Source organism: Thermoanaerobacterium calidifontis (assembly GCF_055381745.1).
In genome coordinates this window covers 1,968,196-1,984,969 of record NZ_AP042436.1, presented here as the reverse complement: position 1 = coordinate 1,984,969, position 16,774 = coordinate 1,968,196, and the positions used below count along the sequence as shown (strand labels likewise).

Genomic DNA, 16,774 nt, shown 5'->3' with positions numbered 1-16,774 from the left:
TCGATAGGAGGTATATCATGAAAAAAACTGTAAGGGATATCGATGTAAAAGGCAAGAGAGTCCTTGTAAGGGTAGACTTTAATGTTCCTATGGACAGTGAAAAAAACATCACTGATGATACGAGAATAAAAGCCGCTTTGCCTACTATCCAATATCTTTTAGACAATAATGCAAAGGTGATATTAGTATCACACTTAGGAAGGCCGAAGGGCAAGTTCAACATGGAGTATTCTATGAAGCCTGTTGCAAAAAGGCTTTCAGAGTTACTTGGAAAACAAGTCATTGTAGCTGATGATGTAATAGGTGAAGATGCTAAGGCAAAAGCTAACGCATTAAAAGACGGTGAAGTGCTGCTTTTGGAAAATGTCAGATTCCACGCTGAAGAAGAAAAAAATGATCCAGATTTTTCAAAAGAATTGGCGTCATTAGCTGACGTATTTGTCAACGATGCATTTGGCACAGCACATAGAGCGCACGCATCTACGACGGGAGTTGCAAGTTACTTGCCAGCAGTATCTGGATTTTTAATTGAAAAAGAGTTAAACTTCATGGGTGGCGCTTTGGAAAATCCAGAAAGACCTTTTGTGGCAATACTGGGCGGCGCAAAAGTTTCAGATAAAATCGGTGTTATCACAAACCTTTTAGACAAAGTTGACAGCCTATTGATTGGCGGCGGTATGGCATACACATTTATAAAGGCTGAAGGCTATGAAATAGGCAAATCACTTTTGGAGGAAGACAAATTAGAGCTTGCAAAAAACTTGATCGAAAAGGCTAAGCAAAAAGGCGTTAAATTGCTTTTGCCAGTTGATACGGTAGTCAGTGCAGAATTAAAATCAGGTGTTCCTTATGAAGTAGTTGATATAGACAAGATGCCTAATGACAAGATCGGCGTAGATATTGGACCAAAGACAATTGAAGAATTTTCAAAAGTCATAAAAGATGCGAAGACAGTAGTTTGGAATGGTCCTATGGGTGTATTTGAAATCAGAGAATTTGCAAAGGGAACAGAGGCAATCGCAAAAGCCATGAGCGAGTGCAGTGGCACTACTATAATCGGTGGCGGAGATTCTGCAGCGGCAGTAGAACAATTAGGCTATGCAGACAAAGTGTCACATATATCGACTGGTGGCGGTGCGTCATTAGAATTCTTAGAAGGCAAGGTATTGCCTGGAATAGCTGCATTAAACGACAAATAAAGAGGTGTTTTGATTGAGAAGACCTATTATTGCAGGTAATTGGAAGATGTACATGACGCCATCCGAAGCTGTAAATCTTGTAAATGAGCTTAAGCCTTTAGTGTCTGGTGCAGAAGCAGAAGTTGTAGTAATACCGCCATTTGTGGATCTTGTGGACGTAAAAAAGGCCATAGATGGCTCTAATATAAAATTAGGTGCACAGAACATGCACTGGGAAGAAAAAGGCGCATTTACAGGAGAAGTCTCGCCGATTATGCTTAAAGAGATAGGCGTAGAATACGTCGTAATCGGCCATTCAGAGAGAAGACAGTATTTTGCGGAGACGGATGAGACTGTGAATAAAAAAGTCAAATCTGCATTAAGTCATGGACTTAAGCCTATTGTATGCGTAGGCGAATCATTATCTCAAAGAGAAGCAGGGGAAGCTTTCAATGTAGTAAGAGAACAGACAAAAAAAGCATTGGATGGCATTAAAAGTGAAGATGTCTTGAATGTCGTCATAGCTTATGAGCCTATTTGGGCTATTGGAACAGGAAAAACAGCTACATCGAAAGATGCGAATGATGTAATAAAGGTCATAAGAGAGACTATTGCAGACATATACAGTATAGACATCGCTAATGAGGTAAGAATACAATATGGTGGCAGTGTTAAACCTGATAATGCTAAAGAGCTTATGTCAGAAAGCGATATTGATGGTGCATTAGTGGGCGGAGCTAGCCTTAAAGCGCAGGATTTCGCTAAAATTGTAAATTATTAAGGAGAGGATTGCATGCCCAAAAACTTTGTGATGCTTGTTGTCTTAGATGGATTTGGCATCTCTGACAGCAAAGAAGGAAATGCCATTTATTCAGCTAATACACCAAACTTAGATTATTATTTCAAAAATTATCCAAATACAAAGATTATACCAAGTGGCTTAGCTGTAGGGCTTCCTGAAGGACAGATGGGAAATTCGGAAGTAGGACATCTTAATATAGGTGCCGGCAGAATAGTCTATCAGGAGCTTACAAGGATAAGCAAAGAGATTAAAGAAGGTGCTTTTTTCAAAAAGCAGGAATTCCTTGACGCCATACAAAATGTAAAGAAGAATGGCTCGAAATTGCACCTTTTTGGGCTTCTGTCTGATGGCGGCGTTCACAGCCATATTACCCATCTTTTTGCCCTTATGAAACTTGCAAAAGAGGAAGGATTAGACGAAGTATACGTCCATGCATTTTTAGATGGAAGAGATGTTCCTCCGGCATGTGCAAAAGAATACATAAAGGCATTTGAGGATGAAGCGAATAGGCTTGGGATCGGCAAAATCGCCACGATATCTGGAAGATACTATGCGATGGACCGCGATAAAAGATGGGAAAGGACTAAAAAAGCTTACGATGCTATAGCATTGGGAAAAGGCGTTTTTGCTAATTCGCCTGAAGAAGCGATTGATATTGCATATAGCAAAGATCAGACAGATGAATTTGTAGAGCCGACGGTTATTTTAGATGGCGGAAAACCAACTGCGACTGTAGATGCTAATGATTCTATAATCTTCTTTAATTTCAGGCCTGATAGGGCAAGACAAATTACAAGAGCTTTTATCGATGAAGTGTTTAACTTTTTTGATAGAGAAAAAGGATATATTCCCGTTTACTTCGTATCAATGACGCAGTACGATATAACATTTGAGAATATACATGTGGCGTATAAGCCTGAGAACTTAAAGAATACCCTCGGTGAGTACCTAAGCGACAAAGGCATAAAACAGCTTAGAATAGCGGAAACAGAAAAATACGCCCATGTTACATTCTTCTTTAATGGTGGCGTAGAGGAGCCAAATAAAGGAGAAGACAGGATACTTATACCATCTCCTAAAGTAGCTACGTACGATTTAAAGCCAGAAATGAGTGCATACGAAGTTACAGATACGGTAGTTGAAAAAATAAAATCCAAACAGTATGGTTTTATATTGCTTAACTTTGCAAATCCTGACATGGTAGGACATACAGGCGTATTTAGCGCCGCTGTCAAAGCTATAGAAGCAATTGATGAGTGCCTTGGCAGAATAGTGATGGCTTGTCAGGAAGTGGGCGGTACTATTCTTATAACTGCTGACCATGGAAATTCTGAGCAGATGATTGATCCAGTGACAAAAGAGCCACAGACTGCTCACACTACAAATCCAGTGCCATTCATAGTGATAGGGGAAGGCGATATAACGCTTAGAAACGATGGTATTTTAGCAGACATAGCACCAACGGTGCTTGACATATTGGGGCTGCCGAAGCCACAGGAAATGACAGGTAAGTCCCTCATAATAGGAAGATAAAAAACGAAAGGAGAATATTTATGTCTATAATTGTTGATGTTTATGCAAGAGAAATACTTGATTCAAGAGGAAATCCGACAGTAGAAGTGGAAGTGGAATTAGATAGCGGCGCTGTAGGTCGTGCTGCTGTTCCATCTGGTGCTTCAACAGGTCAGTTTGAAGCTGTTGAATTGAGAGATGGCGACAACAACAGGTACTTAGGAAAAGGTGTATTGAAGGCTGTAGAAAATGTAAATGAAAAGATTGCTCCAGAAATAATTGGAATGGATGCAATAGACCAAGTAGCAATAGACAAAGCCATGATTGATTTAGATGGAACTCCAAATAAATCAAACTTGGGTGCAAATGCAATTTTAGGCGTTTCATTGGCAGTTGCTAAAGCTGCTGCTGAAGAAGTTGGCTTGCCACTTTATCAGTACTTAGGTGGAGTAAATGCAAAAGTGCTTCCTGTGCCAATGATGAACATTTTAAACGGCGGAAAGCACGCTGACAACAACGTGGATATACAGGAATTCATGATAATGCCTGTTGGCGCACAAAGCTTCCATGAAGCTTTAAGGACATGCGCTGAAGTTTTCCACAATTTAAGATCAGTGCTTAAATCAAAAGGATTAAGCACTACAGTTGGCGACGAAGGTGGTTTTGCACCAAACCTTACATCAAACGAAGAAGCAATACAGGTAATATTGGAGGCAATCCAAAAAGCAGGATATGTACCTGGTGAAGATGTAGCGATAGCACTTGACCCAGCTTCATCTGAGATGTACAAAGAAGACGGCAAATACCATTTTGATGGTGAAGGTGTTGTAAGGACATCAGAAGAAATGGTGGATTACTGGGAGCAGCTTGTAAATAAATATCCAATCGTTTCAATTGAAGATGGCTTGGCAGAAGAGGATTGGAATGGATGGAAACTCTTAACAGAAAGATTAGGCAAGAAAATCCAATTAGTTGGCGACGATCTTTTTGTTACAAATACAGAAAGGCTTTCGAGAGGAATTAAGATGGGTGTTGCAAACTCTATCCTCATTAAGCTTAATCAGATAGGTACATTGACTGAAACTCTTGATGCGATAGAGATGGCGAAGAAAGCAGGATACACTGCTGTCGTATCACATCGCTCAGGTGAAACAGAAGATTCAACTATTGCAGATCTTGTCGTTGCTGTCAATGCGGGACAGATCAAGACTGGCGCTCCTTCCAGAACAGATAGAGTCGTCAAGTACAATCAATTGATGAGGATAGAAGAAGGATTAGGCGGAATAGCACAATACCTTGGAAAAGACGCATTTTACAACGTAAAGTAATTGTCTATGCAAAAAAAGAAGCTCAGTATCAACATACTTGAGCTTCTTTTAAATTTTTGACTTCGAATCCGACTGCGTCTGCAAATGCGCCTGATGCAATCATAAAGCTGCCGGCTAAAATAAGCAAATCAGGATTTTCAATGGTGGCTTCATCTTTATTTTCATTTTGCCTTAGCGATATTATATTTAGGGCGTATAGCAAAAAAGTTCCTATGAAAATAATCCATCTGCCAGAAAGTACAAGATTTTCTTTTGTTTTTACATTGCCATTTATTCCTATTGCAAAAAGTATATAACCGATAGCTGTTGCCAAAGAGCTTCCAGACGATAATTCTTGAATAATGGAAGATGGTGTCATAAAAATCATCCTTCATATATTGTTGACTAATTTATGCTATTCATTATATCTTGAATATGTGTACATTGTATTTAAAAGTATCTTGATATGATTAGCTTATAAGTGATAAAATAGTAATATGATTACGCAAAAAAAGAAATGGGATGTGATAAAATGCCGAGACCTCAAAAATGCAGATGGGTAAAGTGCGAACCAAACATAAACTATTTTAAACCAGTAGGGATTCCGATGCACTCATTGAGTGAAGTTGTGCTTACAGTTGAGGAATTTGAAGCCATACGCCTAAAAGATTTAGAGGGATTAGAACAAGAAGATTGTGCGGAGAGGATGAAAGTTTCAAGACCTACATTTTTTAGGATCATAATGTCGGCACGCGAGAAAGTTGCAGATGCACTTGTAAATGGCAAAGCCATAAGAGTGGAAGGCGGCAATTACAAAGTCTACGGCGAGGACGCACCGCACCATGGACATTGTCATAGGCATGGCATGATGAGCGAATCGATTCCTGATGAAGAAAATTAATGCTTGATATAAATATGCTATTGTTATATAATATATAATAGTGCAAATATGATTTTCGGAGGTTAAACATATGCTAAAAATAATAGTACTTATAGTTCATATTATTGTTAGTTTGTTTATGATGGCAGTTATACTATTGCAGCAAGGCAAAAGTGCAGGTATATCCGGCGCGATTGCAGGTGGTGCGGAAACTTTCTTTGGCAAAAATAAGGCCAGAACGATGGAAGGCACTTTGGAGAGGCTTACTACGATAAGTGCTGTAGTTTTCATAATTACTTCATTGATATTGACGTTGCTGATGGGAAAATAATATCGTCTATATAAAATAAAACCCTTATTGGGTTTTATTTTTGTGAGAAGGTGATATGATGAAAATAAGGGAAATATCCGAGGATATGGAGTATAAAATACTATCACCGTACGCAGCACACAGCAGAGAATCAAAAGGACGAATGAAAGACGAGGAAAAGTGCGATATTCGCACAGATTACCAAAGGGATAGAGATAGAATCATACATTGCAAGGCTTTTAGGAGATTGAGCCATAAGACGCAGGTTTTTATATCTCCTGAAGGCGACCATTACAGGACGAGACTTACACATACTTTAGAAGTTGCACAAATATCAAAGACTATTGCGAGGGCATTAAGGCTTAACGAAGATTTGACAGAAGCCATAGCTTTAGGCCACGATTTAGGACATACTCCTTTTGGTCATTCAGGTGAAGATGTTCTAAATAGGCTTTTAAAAGATGGCTTTAGACATAGCGTTCAAAGTTTAAGAGTGGTGGATGTGATAGAAAATAATGGTTTAGGGCTTAATCTGACGTGGGAAGTGCGGGATGGCATCTTAAACCATTCCACATCCGGCAGTCCTGGGACGTTAGAAGGTAAAATCGTTCAATTGGCAGACAAGATTGCCTATGTGAATCACGACATTGATGATGCAATTCGAGGCAAGGTATTGACAAATGATGATATACCAAGAGATTTAAGGCATATATTAGGAGATACTCACAGCAAGAGGATAAATACAATGGTGAAGGACATAATTGAAAACAGCATGGGAAAAGATAACATCTCCATGAGCCGTGAGATTTATGATGCTACTTACAGCCTTAGAGATTTTTTGTTTAAAAAGGTTTATATAGGTTCGAAGGCGAAAAGCGAAGAGGCAAAAGCAAAAAAAGTTGTTGAACAGCTTTTTTATTATTTTTGCGAAAATGTAGAAGATATGCCTGCAGAATTTATCGAATTAACACATGAATATGGCAAAGAACGGGCAGTTGCCGATTATATAGCAGGAATGACTGATAAATATGCCATAACAAAGTATAAGGAAATTTTTCTTCCATCGCCATGGGAAGATAAAAATTTTTAAAATGTAAAAATTTCAAGAAGGATTTTAGGAATTTGTGTCGAATATATTAATTCCATGAAAATTTTATAATTGTTTTTAAAAAAGAGGATTTTCCTGTTTTTTGTCGAACTATTAATTAAGGTGGTGTTTATGTCTTATTCAAAAGACGTGATCGATAGAGTAATAGAAGAAAATGATATAGTAGATGTTGTTTCAAGCTATGTTTCGCTTAAAAAATCTGGCAGGGACTTTAAGGGATTGTGCCCGTTTCATCATGAGAAAACACCATCTTTCAATGTAAGCCAAGAGAAGCAGCTTTATCATTGTTTTGGTTGCCAAGCCAGCGGAAATGTCATTACCTTTGTAATGAATATTGAAAATGTAGGTTTTAAGGAGGCCGTTGAGTTCTTGGCAGATAGAGCTGGTATAGAGATTGAAGAAGAAAATTTGTCAGGTTTAGAGTATCAGAAAAAAAAGCTGAAAGATGAAATATATGAAGTAAATAGGTTAGCTGCTTTGTTTTACCATAGGTATCTTTATTCAAAATTTGGACAGGCTGCATTAAAATACCTCTACGATAGAGGCATTGACGATATTACGATAAAGAGATTTGGATTGGGGCTTTCTCCGTCAAGTGGACTTGAATTGCTTAAGTATTTAAAGCGCCGCAATTACAATATTGACGTACTTGTAAGGGCTGGTCTTGTTTCAAAAAGCAGCACTGGTTCATATTACGATAGATTTAAAAATCGAGTAATGTTTCCCATAATAGATGAGAAAAACAATGTGATAGGATTTGGCGGTAGAGTCATGGATGATGCAAAGCCAAAGTATTTAAACACCCCTGAGACGGTTGTTTTTAAAAAGGGAAAGACATTGTATGGGATTAATTACGCCAAAAAATCTAAAGAAGATATGTTTATTATCGTTGAAGGATATATGGATGCAATTGCATTGTACCAAAGTGGACTTGACAATGTCGTCGCATCATTGGGTACCGCGCTGACTTTAGAGCAAGGTAGGCTTATAAAAAAGTACAAAAACACTGTCGTCATTTCATACGACGCAGATGAGGCAGGCATTGAGGCCACAATGAGGGGTCTTAACCTTTTAGACGAACTGGACTTGAATGTAAATATATTGACAGTGCCTAATGGCAAGGACCCTGATGAATATGTGAGAAAAGAAGGTTTTGACGCATTTAAAAAGCTTCTTGAAAAGACAGATACATTGATAGAGTATAAGATAAAGAAGTACAAACAAGATTTGGATTTAGGAAAGCCATCAGACAGGATAAAGTACATCAAAAAGGTGTGCAAGGATCTTGCCACAGTTAAAGACGAAGTAAAGAGAGATGTGTATATCTCCATCGTATCAAAAGACGCTGAAATACCTGAAAACACTATTAGAGCAGAAATAGACCAGTTTGTCAAGGGTTTTTTGCAAAATAATAAAAAAATTAGGTATACAGTTGGCAATAATAGGCATAATATTAAATACAGTGAAGCAAAAAAGATACCGTCTCTTAAGTACTTGATTGCACTGCTTTTAATTGACAACAAGCTTTATAGCAGGGTAAAAGGGAAGCTTTCTGTAGATGACATCGAAGATGAACATTTAAAGGCAGTGATGTCGTATATTTTTGAAAGGCTTGAAGATGGTGGACATGTGGATGCAAAAGACCTAAGCTTTATGCTGGACAATGCTGATTTAAAAGACGAATTTAACGATATATTCAACGTTCTGTATAGCGAGAAAGTGGCAAGTGAGAAGATAGTGGATGACTGTGTAAAAGAGATAATAAAAGACGACATACGAAAAAAAATTGCAAGCATTAAACGTGAAATTGACGATTCATATAATGCAGGTGACGTCGAAAAGGAAAGAGAACTTTTGATACAATTACAGAAATATGAAAAGGAGATGCTGAGTTTAAAAAATGGCTGAGAAAAAGGTTGCCCAAAAGGAGGGGACACCCGTGAATAAAGAAAAAGTAAAAAATTCCATAAAAGAGCTTATTGATAAAGGCAAAAAAAATGGCATGCTGACGTACAATGAAATAATGAATTCCCTTGAAGATATTGATATGGATGCAGATCAGATAGAGAAAGTATATGATACATTCGAAAAGTTGGGTATAGAAATCGTGGGGGAAGAACCGCAGCAGGATGAATTAATTCCAGAGGAAGATCTGGATTTGGATCTGTCTATTCCTGAAGGGATAAATATTGACGATCCAGTAAGAATGTACTTAAAGGAAATAGGAAAAATACCTCTTTTATCTCCTGATGAAGAAATAGAGTTGGCAAAGAGGATAGAAAAAGGCGATGAGGAAGCTAAAAAAAGGCTTACGGAAGCAAATTTGAGGCTTGTTGTAAGCATTGCTAAAAGATATGTAGGCAGAGGTATGTTATTTCTCGATTTGATTCAAGAAGGAAATTTAGGCCTTTTAAAAGCTGTAGAAAAGTTTAACTACAGAAAGGGATTTAAGTTTAGCACATACGCTACATGGTGGATAAGACAGGCAATCACAAGGGCTATAGCCGATCAGGCCAGGACGATACGCATTCCTGTCCATATGGTAGAAACTATTAATAAGCTTATAAGGGTTTCAAGGCAACTTTTGCAAGAATTGGGACGTGACCCTCTACCGGAGGAGATCGCTAAAGAGATGGACATGTCAGTTGACAAGGTCAGAGAGATAATGAAGATTGCTCAGGAACCAGTATCGTTAGAGACTCCTATAGGCGAAGAAGAAGATAGCCATCTTGGCGATTTTATACCAGATGAAGATGCTCCAGCGCCTGCTGAAGCGGCGGCATTTACGATGCTTAAAGAGCAGCTTATAGACGTATTGGATACTTTGACGCCGAGGGAAGAAAAGGTGTTGAGGCTAAGATTTGGATTGGATGACGGCAGGGCAAGGACATTGGAGGAAGTAGGCAAAGAATTCAATGTCACAAGAGAGAGAATAAGACAGATAGAGGCAAAGGCATTGAGAAAATTGAGACATCCAAGCCGCAGCAAGAAATTAAAAGATTTTTTGGATTGACACTGCTTGACACCTGTTAAAAATGTAGTATAATAATAAATGTATTCCTCAGTAGCTCAATGGTGGAGCAACCGGCTGTTAACCGGTAGGCTGTAGGTTCGAGCCCTACCTGAGGAGCCATATTTAGGGCCTTTAGCTCAGTTGGTAGAGCGGTCGGCTCATAACCGATTGGTCCGGGGTTCGAGTCCCTGAAGGCCCACCATATAATTGATGAAAGGATAGGCATTTGATTTTACAAATGCTTTTTATTTTATAGTATGAAGCTGTCACAGAGATTAAATTCTATCGTCAAAATGATAAAACTTCATTCTAAAGTTGCTGATATAGGTACAGATCATGGATATATACCAGTTTACCTTTACTTAAATGGCATTTCAGACTACATAATCGCATCAGATGTGAAATCTGCTTCCCTCAATAAAGCAATTGATGTTATTAAAAAGTACAATCTGTCAGAAAATATAATTGTACGGCTTGGCGATGGATTAAGCGTTTTAAGGCCAAATGAAGTTGATACTGCTGTAATAGCCGGCATGGGTGGCATTTTGATTTCAGATATTTTAGAAAAAGACAAAAGCATCGCTTCAACTGTAGAGAGATTTATCTTGCAGCCTATGACGGCATCTGACCATCTTCGCAGGTACATCTATGAGAATGGGTATTTGATTGTTGACGAAGATTTAGTTTTTGAGAAAGGAAAGTTCTTCGAGATAATTGCTGTAGAACATGGCAAGGGAAATGTCCACGACGAAATTTTTTATGAAATAGGCGAAAAGCTCTTTCAAAAACGTCACCCATTGCTTAAAGATTATATATCATATAAGATAGGAAAGCTAAAAAAGATTTTTGATGAAGTATCGAAAAGCAATGAAAGTGATTTACTGAAAGAGGATATTTTAAATAAAATAAAAAAATATGAGGTGTTATTGTATGAGTCTGAAATGCCAGACAATAGCAGGAATGATTGACAAACTTGCACCGCACAAATGTGCTGAAGATTGGGATAATGTTGGACTTCTTGTGGGAAATCCCAGAAAAGATGTGTCGTCTGTCATGGTGGCTTTAGATGCTACAAGAGAAGTTGTATTAGAAGCCATATCAAAAAAAGTCGACATGATTGTAACGCATCACCCTGTAATATTTAAGCCACTTAAGAATTTGCGTGCTGATAATCCGTTAGGCGAAGTTTTGACGATGCTTATAAGAGAAGACATACCTGTGTATTCAGCGCATACCAACTTTGATGCTGCGAAAGGTGGAATGAACGATATTCTTTGCAACATACTGGGAATATACGACGAGGAGATTTTGCAAGTTACATATAAGGAAGGCTATAAGAAAATTGTAGTATATGTTCCGGTTGGATATGAGGAGATAGTAAAGACAGCCATGTGCAATGCAGGTGCAGGCTACATAGGAAATTACAGCGATTGTACGTTTCAAACGATGGGCATAGGAAGCTTTAAACCGTTAGAGGGAACGAATCCTTTTATAGGTGAGATAGGAAAAGTGGAAAATACTCAGGAGGTTAGAATAGAGACTATAGCGCCAGATAAATTGGTAAATAGGGTTATAAGCGCTATGTTAAAAGTTCATCCATACGAAGAGGTAGCTTATGACATATACCCAGTTGATACATTTTACGACGAATATGGAATCGGGAGAGTTGGTTTCATAAAAGACACTACATTAGGCAACCTTGCAAATGATGTAAAAGCAAAACTTGGATTAAAAAACATACGTGTCGTAGGTGATTTAAACAAGACAGTTAGAAAAGTGGCTGTGTGCGGTGGCAGTGGAGGAAGTCTTGTGTCCATTTCAGCTTTTAAAGGTGCCGATGTTTTGATAACAGGCGATGTTGGTTATCATGATGCAGTAGATGCAAGACATCTTGGACTGGCTGTAATAGATGCGGGTCATTTTGGCACAGAAAAGATTTCTGTAAATTTCATCGCTGAATACATAAGAGATGAAGCGCAAAAAATGGATGTAGACTTAAATGTCATTACCAGCGAGGTACAGGCTGATCCGTTTATATTCATGTAATAATTGCCATTTGACAAACTTATTTAATAGTGGTATCATTCTATATCTGGAGAGTAATACTTACGAGTAAGCCAGATGGTCGCGTACATTATGTACGAGGAAAGTCCGAGCTCCACAGGGCAAGGTGCCGGGTAATACCCGGTGGAGGTGACTCCAAGGAAAGTGCAACAGAGATATACCGCCTATCACTAATTCGTCAATAATAATGCTTTTATTAATAGCGGATTGGTGGTGGGTAAGGGTGGAAAGGCGAGGTAAGAGCTCACCAGCATCCAGGCGACTGGAATGCTCTGTAAACCCCACCTGGAGCAAGGTAGAATAGGAGGGAAATACAAGTGGCCCGCTTGACCCTCGGGTAAAACCGCTGGAGGTATCAGGCAACTGATATCGTAGATAGATGACCATCTAAAACAGAACTCGGCTTATAGACTTGCTCGTATTAAAAGGTAAAAACTCAATGTCATGTGGCATTGAGTTTTTTTAAATAATTTTTTTATGAGAGAGGTTGTAATTTTAAATGGCTTATGAGAATCGAAACGTAAAAGTTGTAGTGGGGATGTCTGGAGGAGTAGATTCCTCTGTGTCTGCACTGCTTCTTAAAGAACAGGGATACGATGTGATAGGCATATTTATGAAAAATTGGGATGAAGAAGACGACTCGGGGTACTGTACGGCAGCAGAGGATTATGAAGATGTTGTGAGGGTTTGCGATAAAATAGGTATTCCTTACTATTCGATAAACTTTACAAAAGAATATTGGGACAGAGTTTTTCAGTATTTCTTAAATGAATACAAAAGCGGTAGAACACCCAATCCAGACGTAATGTGCAACAAAGAGATAAAGTTTAAGGCTTTTTTGGAGTTTTCGATGAAAATTGGAGCAGATTATATTGCAACAGGCCACTATGCAAGGATAGAGCATACAGGTGGGCACTATAGGATGCTAAAAGGTGTAGACAAAAACAAAGATCAGACGTATTTTTTATGTGAGCTTGGGCAGAAGCAGTTGTCAAAGACGATGTTTCCAATAGGACACCTTGATAAATCGGAAGTGCGGGAGATAGCACGAAAGGCAGGTCTGAAGACGGCTGATAAAAAAGACAGTACAGGTATTTGCTTTATCGGAGAGAGGAAGTTTAAAGAATTTTTAAACCAGTTTTTGCCTGCGAAGCCGGGAGAAATAAGGGATCTGTCGGGGCGTGTATTGGGACGTCATGATGGGCTTATGTTTTACACATTAGGACAGAGAAGAGGCATCGGCATAGGTGGTGTAGGCACAGGAGAGCCTTGGTTTGTGGTTGACAAGGATGTTGAAAACAATATACTTTATGTTGCACAAGGCGAGAAAAATCCTGCATTGTATTCGTACGGCTTGTTTACGAAGGATGTAAATTGGATAGACGGAGACATAAGCTTTGATGAACTTAGGTGCAAAGCAAAATTCAGGTACAGGCAACCTGACCAAGACGTGATGGTCTTTAATAAAGATGATGGCTATTTAGTTGTGTTTGATAAACCGCAAAGAGCTGTTACACCAGGTCAATTTGTCGTCTTTTACGATGGTGAATACTGTCTTGGAGGCGGTGTGATAGAAACCGTATATAAAGATAAAAAAGCCTTGATATAGAAAGCGATTGAAGGTTTACATCATTTTTGATATTATATAATTGTAAAATATTAAAAGGAGATGGATAATTTGAGTATTCACATAGGTGCAAAAGATGGAGAAGTTGCAAGTACAGTATTATTGCCTGGAGATCCACTTAGGGCTAAGTACATTGCAGACAATTTTTTAACTGATGTAATTTGTTACAATGAAGTCCGCGGAATGTACGGATTTACTGGCAATTACAAAGGCAAAAGAGTATCTGTTCAGGGAACAGGGATGGGTATACCATCTATATCCATATATGTAAACGAGCTTATCCAAAGCTACAACGTAAAAAATCTCATAAGGATAGGTACATGCGGCTCTATGCAAGAAGATATAAACATAAGAGACGTAATATTGGCAATGGCGTCATCGACAGATTCTGCCATAAATAAGATCAGGTTTAATGGCATGGACTATGCTCCTACAGCCAGCTTTAAGCTTTTGAAAAAAGCTTATGATGCGGCTTTGGAGAAAGGCATCAATGTAAAAGTAGGCAATATACTTTCATCAGATACATTTTACAACGATGATAAAGATAGCTGGAAATTATGGGCCAAGTTTGGCGTTTTAGCAGTTGAGATGGAAACGGCAGGTCTTTATACTTTAGCTGCTAAGTATGGAGTAGATGCTCTTACCATATTGACAGTAAGCGATAGTTTAGTTACAGGTCATGCTACATCTGCAGAAGAAAGGCAGAAGACATTTAACGATATGATAGAAATTGCTCTAAATATCGCTGAATAATATGTGGGAGTGATGAGAATGCAACCACTAAAGTTTAAACCCATATTTATGGAAAGGATATGGGGCGGAGATGCCTTGAAGACAAAGTACGGCTTTAATGGGCCTTACGGCAAAAAGATAGGTGAGCTTTGGTGCATTTCTGACAATACAACTGCTGTAAGTGAAGTAGATGGCGGTATTTACGATGGAGTTAAATTAAGCGAACTTGCAAATAAGCATGGAGACGAGCTTTATGGAGAAGGCAAATCGTACGATAGATTTCCATTGCTTATAAAGATAATAGATGCCAATGATAAATTATCTGTTCAAGTGCATCCAGATGATGATTACGCTTATCATCATGAAAATGGCGATATAGGCAAGACAGAAATGTGGTATATAATCGATGCAAAGCCTGGTGCCAAACTTATCTGTGGTTTAAAAGAAGGCACGACGAAGGAACAATTTAAGTCATTGCTTGAAAAGGAAAGACTTGAAGAATGTCTCAATGAGATAGAGGTAAAGCCAGGAGATGTAGTGTACATACCTTCAGGGATGGTACACGCCATCGGAGAAGGCATATTAATCTGCGAAATACAGCAGAATTCGGATTTAACTTACAGAGTTTATGATTACAATAGAGTAGATGACAATGGAAACAAAAGAGAGCTTCACATTGATAAAGCTTTAGACGTGATTGATTTTAATTTAAAAAGCGATAAAATAGTTCCTAAATATAAAAAGGTAGATGGGGGAAGCATCGCCAATGTCGTTCAGTCAAAATACTTTAAAACGGATGTAATCTATGTTGACTCAACGGTCAATATAGAGACTAACGGCATTTTTAATACGTTGGTGATGGTAGAAGGCGAAGGAAAGATAATTTACGAAGATGGAGAAGCCGATTTGAAAAGCGGTGAATCGCTTTTGATACCTGCGTCAATTGGCAAATACACCATTACTGGCAATTGCAAACTTATAAGGTCTTACGTGTAGAAAGTGATGTTGACATAGAGGTAAAAATATAATATACTAAACATGTGAGGCGAGTGGGGTTATAGCCCAGCTGGTTAGAGCGCTACGTTGACATCGTAGAGGTCACAGGTTCGAGCCCTGTTAACCCCACCATTTTAACTAATTTAAAATTTAAATATGGAATTTTTAAGTGGGGTTATAGCCCAGCCGGTTAGAGCGCTACGCTCACATCGTAGAGGCCACAGGTTCGAATCCTGTTAACCCCACCAATCTGAAATATGCAGCTTTAAAAGCTGTTTTTATTTTGCAAAAAACCGCCTTAAAAAGGCGGCTTGAAGATTAGAAAGCATTGATTAAATTAAGCCATTCTTTAGCAATGAGGGCATGTCCCGCATTTGTGGGATGCACACCATCTGAAGCCCAAAAAGCTGGATCTTTTGCGGTTGAATATTTTGCCATGATGCCATCCAGCGGGATGAAATATGCTCCAAATTCCCTTGACAGATTTCTGACCACATGGATTTTTGGATCTAAGTCCACTCTCCATTCTCTTCTGTCTTCAGGGACTGGAAGGACAAAAGGCTCCATGATGATGATTTTTGCGTCAAGATTTTCTCTTGTCTTTTCAAGTATGTATCTATAATCTTCTTCGAATTTTTTCGGTGATGTGTAGTCGTTGTTGTCGTAATTTCTCCATGTATCATTTATCCCAATGAGTATCGATACAACAGTCGGCTTTAAATCTATACAGTCATTTTGCCAGCGTTCTTTGAGATCTCTAACCCTGTTTCCACTTATGCCTCTATTTAAGAATTTTACGTTTAACTCAGGATGTAATGCGTAAAACATTGATGCAATGATATTGGGATACCCAAATCCCAAATCGTCAGGGTTTTCTCGATTTCGACCAGCATCTGTTACACTGTCGCCTTGAAATAATACTACATCACCATCTTTTAATAACATATTAAATCACCTCTATTAAAATTGACGATATGATATCGTAAACTATGTTATCACATTTTAGATGATGATTTCAACTTTTTGACAAAAAAGTAGAAATCATCGCCATCTTATGATATAATTATTTTCGATGGGGATGTAACTCAGCGGGAGAGTACCACATTCGCATTGTGGGAGTCGAGGGTTCAAATCCCTTCATCTCCACTTAGAAAAAAGGGATTGGACATTTAACTTAAGTCCAACCCCCTTTTTTATGCCGATTGATGCCATATCTTTTTATTTTTTTCATTTTAGTGAATGGAA

The 16,774-nt window shown here is 38.5% G+C and carries 16 protein-coding genes, 5 tRNA genes and 1 other RNA gene; 20 read left to right on the top strand and 2 right to left on the bottom strand.

The features are described from left to right. Positions 1-17: 17 nt before the first annotated feature. The 4 genes from ACZ42G_RS10370 to eno are packed head-to-tail and all read left to right on the top strand — an operon-like array spanning position 18 to position 4,820. Positions 18-1,199 (top strand): phosphoglycerate kinase, encoded by a 1,182-nt coding sequence (locus tag ACZ42G_RS10370; protein ID WP_464850362.1) that lies wholly within the window; start codon positions 18-20, stop codon positions 1,197-1,199. Positions 1,200-1,212: 13 nt separating this feature from the next. Continuing rightward, a complete protein-coding gene (tpiA, locus tag ACZ42G_RS10365) occupies positions 1,213-1,959 on the top strand; it encodes a triose-phosphate isomerase (protein ID WP_464850361.1) in 747 nt (248 codons plus the stop codon). 12 nt (positions 1,960-1,971) lie between these two features. Next, entirely contained in the window at positions 1,972-3,513 is a 1,542-nt protein-coding gene (gene gpmI / locus ACZ42G_RS10360) for a 2,3-bisphosphoglycerate-independent phosphoglycerate mutase (protein ID WP_464850360.1), read from the top strand. A gap of 20 nt (positions 3,514-3,533) precedes the next feature. Further along, the gene (gene eno / locus ACZ42G_RS10355) at positions 3,534-4,820 is read left to right on the top strand and encodes a phosphopyruvate hydratase (protein ID WP_014759312.1); all 1,287 of its coding nucleotides are present in this window, start codon (positions 3,534-3,536) and stop codon (positions 4,818-4,820) included. Positions 4,821-4,848: 28 nt separating this feature from the next. On the opposite strand, the gene ACZ42G_RS10350 is transcribed toward eno, so the two are convergent. Then, the gene (locus ACZ42G_RS10350) at positions 4,849-5,178 is read right to left on the bottom strand and encodes a hypothetical protein (RefSeq protein ID WP_014759311.1); all 330 of its coding nucleotides are present in this window, start codon (positions 5,176-5,178) and stop codon (positions 4,849-4,851) included. A 153-nt stretch (positions 5,179-5,331) separates the two neighbouring features. On the opposite strand from ACZ42G_RS10350, the gene ACZ42G_RS10345 reads away from it, so the two are divergent. The 15 genes from ACZ42G_RS10345 to ACZ42G_RS10275 all read left to right on the top strand — a co-directional run bounded on the left by ACZ42G_RS10345 (position 5,332) and on the right by ACZ42G_RS10275 (position 15,777). Continuing rightward, on the top strand, positions 5,332-5,700 hold the full coding sequence (locus tag ACZ42G_RS10345) for a DUF134 domain-containing protein (protein WP_014759310.1): 369 nt from the start codon (positions 5,332-5,334) through the stop codon (positions 5,698-5,700). A 70-nt stretch (positions 5,701-5,770) separates the two neighbouring features. Continuing rightward, positions 5,771-6,010 (top strand): preprotein translocase subunit SecG, encoded by a 240-nt coding sequence (secG, locus tag ACZ42G_RS10340; RefSeq protein ID WP_014759309.1) that lies wholly within the window; start codon positions 5,771-5,773, stop codon positions 6,008-6,010. Between the two features lie 58 nt (positions 6,011-6,068). Next, positions 6,069-7,079 carry a deoxyguanosinetriphosphate triphosphohydrolase gene (locus ACZ42G_RS10335; RefSeq protein ID WP_464850358.1) on the top strand — a complete coding sequence of 337 codons (1,011 nt, stop codon included), beginning with the start codon at positions 6,069-6,071 and terminating at the stop codon, positions 7,077-7,079. A gap of 129 nt (positions 7,080-7,208) precedes the next feature. Then, the gene (gene dnaG, locus ACZ42G_RS10330) at positions 7,209-9,005 is read left to right on the top strand and encodes a DNA primase (protein ID WP_464850357.1); all 1,797 of its coding nucleotides are present in this window, start codon (positions 7,209-7,211) and stop codon (positions 9,003-9,005) included. A 94-nt stretch (positions 9,006-9,099) separates the two neighbouring features. Beyond that, entirely contained in the window at positions 9,100-10,110 is a 1,011-nt protein-coding gene (gene rpoD, locus ACZ42G_RS10325) for an RNA polymerase sigma factor RpoD (RefSeq protein ID WP_464852160.1), read from the top strand. Positions 10,111-10,155: 45 nt separating this feature from the next. Then, positions 10,156-10,230, top strand: a tRNA-Asn gene (locus ACZ42G_RS10320). Positions 10,231-10,236: 6 nt separating this feature from the next. Then, positions 10,237-10,312, top strand: a tRNA-Ile gene (locus ACZ42G_RS10315). Positions 10,313-10,367: 55 nt separating this feature from the next. Then, positions 10,368-11,078 carry a tRNA (adenine(22)-N(1))-methyltransferase gene (locus ACZ42G_RS10310; RefSeq protein WP_274893162.1) on the top strand — a complete coding sequence of 237 codons (711 nt, stop codon included), beginning with the start codon at positions 10,368-10,370 and terminating at the stop codon, positions 11,076-11,078. Continuing rightward, positions 11,041-12,156, top strand: coding sequence for a Nif3-like dinuclear metal center hexameric protein (locus tag ACZ42G_RS10305; protein WP_274893161.1), 1,116 nt, complete (start codon positions 11,041-11,043; stop codon positions 12,154-12,156). Before ACZ42G_RS10310 ends, ACZ42G_RS10305 begins: the two co-directional genes overlap by 38 nt. Positions 12,157-12,219: 63 nt before the next feature. Then, positions 12,220-12,597: RNase P RNA component class A (gene rnpB / locus ACZ42G_RS10300), an RNA gene on the top strand. Positions 12,598-12,673: 76 nt separating this feature from the next. Next, on the top strand, positions 12,674-13,783 hold the full coding sequence (mnmA, locus tag ACZ42G_RS10295; RefSeq protein WP_274893160.1) for a tRNA 2-thiouridine(34) synthase MnmA: 1,110 nt from the start codon (positions 12,674-12,676) through the stop codon (positions 13,781-13,783). 69 nt (positions 13,784-13,852) lie between these two features. Beyond that, positions 13,853-14,554 (top strand): purine-nucleoside phosphorylase, encoded by a 702-nt coding sequence (deoD, locus tag ACZ42G_RS10290; protein ID WP_274893159.1) that lies wholly within the window; start codon positions 13,853-13,855, stop codon positions 14,552-14,554. Between the two features lie 18 nt (positions 14,555-14,572). Next, the gene (manA, locus tag ACZ42G_RS10285) at positions 14,573-15,529 is read left to right on the top strand and encodes a mannose-6-phosphate isomerase, class I (protein ID WP_274893158.1); all 957 of its coding nucleotides are present in this window, start codon (positions 14,573-14,575) and stop codon (positions 15,527-15,529) included. 55 nt (positions 15,530-15,584) lie between these two features. After that, positions 15,585-15,661, top strand: a tRNA-Val gene (locus ACZ42G_RS10280). A gap of 39 nt (positions 15,662-15,700) precedes the next feature. Then, a tRNA-Val gene (locus tag ACZ42G_RS10275) sits at positions 15,701-15,777 on the top strand. 70 nt (positions 15,778-15,847) lie between these two features. Here the strand turns inward: ACZ42G_RS10275 and ACZ42G_RS10270 are convergent. After that, positions 15,848-16,474, bottom strand: coding sequence for an SGNH/GDSL hydrolase family protein (locus ACZ42G_RS10270; RefSeq protein ID WP_085111545.1), 627 nt, complete (start codon positions 16,472-16,474; stop codon positions 15,848-15,850). Between the two features lie 129 nt (positions 16,475-16,603). On the opposite strand from ACZ42G_RS10270, the gene ACZ42G_RS10265 reads away from it, so the two are divergent. Further along, a tRNA-Ala gene (locus ACZ42G_RS10265) sits at positions 16,604-16,675 on the top strand. Positions 16,676-16,774 lie beyond the last annotated feature (99 nt).